5 protein-coding genes are annotated in these 3,771 nt (G+C 72.7%); 1 reads left to right on the forward strand and 4 read right to left on the reverse strand.

From position 1 onward, the window contains the following. Positions 1-90: 90 nt before the first annotated feature. The 4 genes from ACWJ6R_RS32150 to ACWJ6R_RS32165 are packed head-to-tail and all read right to left on the reverse strand — an operon-like array spanning position 91 to position 2,507. Positions 91-849, reverse strand: a complete 759-nt coding sequence (locus tag ACWJ6R_RS32150; protein WP_449065821.1) for an ABC transporter ATP-binding protein — start codon at positions 847-849, stop codon at positions 91-93. A 4-nt stretch (positions 850-853) separates the two neighbouring features. After that, entirely contained in the window at positions 854-1,642 is a 789-nt protein-coding gene (locus ACWJ6R_RS32155) for an ABC transporter permease (RefSeq protein ID WP_449065822.1), read from the reverse strand. Positions 1,643-1,695: 53 nt separating this feature from the next. Then, on the reverse strand, positions 1,696-1,983 hold the full coding sequence (locus ACWJ6R_RS32160) for a hypothetical protein (protein ID WP_449065823.1): 288 nt from the start codon (positions 1,981-1,983) through the stop codon (positions 1,696-1,698). Continuing rightward, positions 1,974-2,507 (reverse strand): ABC-2 family transporter protein, encoded by a 534-nt coding sequence (locus ACWJ6R_RS32165; RefSeq protein WP_449065824.1) that lies wholly within the window; start codon positions 2,505-2,507, stop codon positions 1,974-1,976. The genes ACWJ6R_RS32160 and ACWJ6R_RS32165 overlap by 10 nt, the downstream gene beginning before the upstream one ends. A gap of 241 nt (positions 2,508-2,748) precedes the next feature. Between ACWJ6R_RS32165 and ACWJ6R_RS32170 the strand changes: the two genes are divergently transcribed. Then, positions 2,749-3,771 (forward strand): alpha/beta hydrolase (locus ACWJ6R_RS32170; RefSeq protein WP_449065825.1); only part of this gene is annotated, 1,023 nt, incomplete at its 3' end.

Genomic DNA, 3,771 nt, shown 5'->3' on the forward strand with positions numbered 1-3,771 from the left:
CAAGGTCACCAAGAGCGACGTCACCTACAAGTAGGCCGTAGGCACGTCCTCGGCAAGGGGCGCCACCGCGCGGTGGGCGCCCCTTCGCGATCACGGACCCGAGCCGGTGTAGAGGCGGGCGACGACCTCCTCCAGGGAGTCCCCGTCCGGAGCCGTGGCGCGCAGGTCGTCGAGGGTCCCGTCGAAGCCGAGCCGGCCGTGGTCGATGAGCATGACGCGGCGGCAGAGCTTCTCGATGTCGCCCAGGTCGTGGGTGGTGAGCAGGACGGTCGTGCCGCGCTCGGCGTTGAGGCGGCGCAGGAAGTCGCGCATGGCGACCTTGCTGACCACGTCGAGGCCGATCGTCGGCTCGTCCAGGACCAGGACGGCGGGGTCGTGCAGGAGGGCGGCGGTGACGTCGCCGCGCATGCGCTGGCCGAGGCTGAGCTGGCGGACCGGGGTGTCCATGAACGCCCCGAGGTCGAGCAGGCCGGCCAGCTCGTCCAGCCGCCGCCGGAAATCAATTCGATCTACTTTGTAAAGGTGTCGGATCAGCTGGAAGCTGTCCTTCAACGGCAGGTCCCACCACAGGGTGGTCCGCTGCCCGAAGACCACCCCGATCCGGCGGGCGAGCGCGGTGCGGCGGCGCGTGGGATCGAGCCCCGCGACCCGCAGGCGGCCCGAGGTGGGGGCCAGGATGCCGGTGAGCATCTTGATGGTGGTGGACTTGCCCGCACCGTTGGGGCCGAGGTAGCCGACGAACTCCCCGGCTCCGACCGTGAACGACAGATCCCGTACGGCGTGCACGGTCCGCCGGGCGCTGCCCCGGCCGACGGTGAAGGAACGCCCTGCCCGGTCGACTTCGATCATCTGGTCAACTCCCCGTGGAACGGTAGCGGCGGATGCCCGCCCGCCAGGCCAGCGCGGCGGCCAGGGCGAGCAGCAGGGCGGCGAGCGGCGCGGCGAAGCGCAGCCAGTACGGCAGGCCGAGCGGGTCGGGCCGGTCCAGCACGTACAGGGTCGGCTGCCAATTGACGAACGCCAGCGGGACGACGAACGTCACCCCCTTGACGAGCTGCTCGCCGTAGACGCTGAGGGGGTACTGGGTCAGCGAGCTGCCGCCGTAGGTGAAGGCGTTGGCCACCTCGGGGGCGTCGGTCAGCAGGAACTGCAGGGCCCCGCCGAGCGTGAAGACCGCGGCGAAGATGACGACTCCGCACGCGATCATCAGCGGGACCGCCCACGCCCGCTCCCAGGGCAGGCCGAGCCGGGGCAGGGCGATGCCGAGCACCACCGCGGACTGGGCGAGCCGGCCGAAGCGGTGCACGCTGAAGCGGTCGGTGGCCATCTGGACGAACGCGGAGACCGGGCGGATCAGCATGGTGTCGAAGCTCCCGCTCCGGATGTGGTGGCTGAGCCGGTCGACGTTGCCGAAGAGCGTGTCGGCCAGGGCGAAGGACATGTCCGCGGTGCCGTACAGGAACATGACCTCGGCCAGGCCGAACCCGCCGAGCGAATCGGTGTGCCGGAAGATGATCCAGATGGCCGCGACGTCCAAGGCGTTGACGGCGAACGAGCCGAGGGTCATCATCGCCAGCGACGCGGGGTACTGGGCGGAGGCGCGCAACCAGGTCCACGCGAGCAGCAGGTAGGTCCTAACCACGGGCGGCTCCGTTCCGGGCGCCCGCGGCGCGGTCCGCGCGGGACCGTCCCGGGTCAGCCACCCTGGACCACCACCTTGCGGCGGGCGGCGCGGGTGGCCAGGGTGCCCAGCGCGAGCAGCGCCGCAGCCCACCCGGCCTGGAAGGCGAGCGACTCCAGGACGTCCCGCTTGCCGAGGTAGACGTCGGCGGGGACCTGGACCATGGCCGCCCAGGGCAGGGACCGGGCCAGGGCGCCGAACCAGCCGGGGAACAGGTGCAGGGGCAGGACCATGCCGCTGAGGAAGAGCGTCAGCACCAGGGAGAGCGACTGCACGCCCTGATCGTCGACGATCAGCAGCACGACAGCGCCGTCAGGTAGCGCAGGGTGAAGCTGACGAGCACCCCCAGGACGAACGAGGCGGTGAAGGCGGCCCAGGTCGCCGGGTCGGCCGGCACGACGATGCCGAACAGGGCGGCGCCGAGGACGGTGGGCGGCAGGCTGCGCAGCAGGAACAGGTAGGCGGCGCGGCCCAGGTCGTCGGCGAGGCTCCACAGCTGCAGGGAGGCCGGGCGCAGCAGGTCGACGGCGACGTCCCCGCTGCGCACGCGCCCGGCGAGCTGCAGCCCGCCGCCGAAGACCTGCATGGGACCGATGAACGCCTGGCTGAGGAAGCAGAAGGTGACGGCGTCCGTCACGTCGTAGCCGGCGAGGCCGGGGCGGGCCTGCCAGAGGGCGATCAGGACGTAGGCGCGGAGGATGCCGAAGACGCTGTTGGTGAAGGCTCCGGCGAGGGCGGCGGCGCGGTAGGCGGAGTGACGGCGGAAGCCGTAGGCGGCGATGCGCGCGTAGAGCAGGAAGGCGTCCTCCAGGGAGGTCCGGTGCACCGGGACGGCGGTGCCATTTTCCCCGCGGTCCCGCGCCGGGGCAACGGGTTTTCGTCGCGCCCGCCCGCAGGTGGCGCGGCCCGCGGGGGAGGACGGCGCGGTACGGGCCCACAGGCGGGCGGGCCGCGGTTACGGAGAGAGATATGGGACATCTCGTCACATATCCGTAACCATGGCGATATCTTCGCGGAATGGTAGAAGGAAGTTCTGAAGGGCATCCTCCTCTCAAGGAGGTGCCCGCATGCGCGACGAGATCAACGTGGACGTCTGCCCCGGCTACCCTGTCAGCTGGCAGGCCACGGCGCTCAACACGATCCTGCGCGGCACGTTCAAGCCGATCTCCGGGCTCCTGCTGCGGTCGGACGCCAGCGTGGTCGCCGCCTCCCGGATCGTCGCCCTGGCCAAGAAGGTCCCGCTCCGGCTGCCCGAGCACGTGACCGTCGAGGGGGAGTCCCTCGGAGGGTGCGAGGGGGAGTGGGTCCGGGCCGGGCGGGAGCTCGACGAGCGCAAGGTCCTGCTCTACTTCCACGGCGGCGCCTACTTCGTCTGCTCCCCGGCCACCCACCGGCCGATCACCTGGCGCCTGTCGGTCGCCGCCCGGCGCCCGGTGCTGGCCCTCGACTACCGCCAGGGCCCGGTGCACACGCTGGCCGAGTCGCTGGAGGACGCGCTCGCCGCCTACCTGTGCCTGCTGGAACGGGGGCACGACCCGGCCGACGTCCTGTTCGCGGGCGACTCGGCGGGCGGCCACCTCACCCTGGCCACCCTGCTGGCGCTGCGCGACCGGGGGCTGCCGCTGCCCGCCGCCGCCGTATGCCTGTCCCCGTGGACCGACCTCACCGACACCCCCCGCCGGGCCAACCGCCTGGCCGACCCGCTGATCCCGGCCGGCCGCGTCGACTGGCTCGCCCGGCGCTGGACCTCCGGCCTCGACGCGCGCGACCCCCTGGTCTCCCCGGTGCTGGGCGACTACGCGGGCCTGCCGCCGCTGATGATCGTCACCGGTTCCACCGAGGTCCTCCGCGACGAGGGCCGCCGCGTGGCCGAGCGCGCCCGCGAGGCGGGCGTGCCGGTGACCTACGAGGAGTGGCGGCGCATGCCGCACGTCTTCCCCCTCCTGGCCGACATCCTCCCCGAGGCGCGCCAGGCCTTCCTGCACATCGCCCGTTTCCTGGGCGCGGCCGAGGCGCTCTCCACCGGGGCGTCCCGCGGCGGACACCTCCGCCGAGGCCCGCTCGCCGCGGACCTGCGCGCCGCGGACCCC

It is taken from the genome of Planomonospora algeriensis (genome assembly GCF_977012225.1).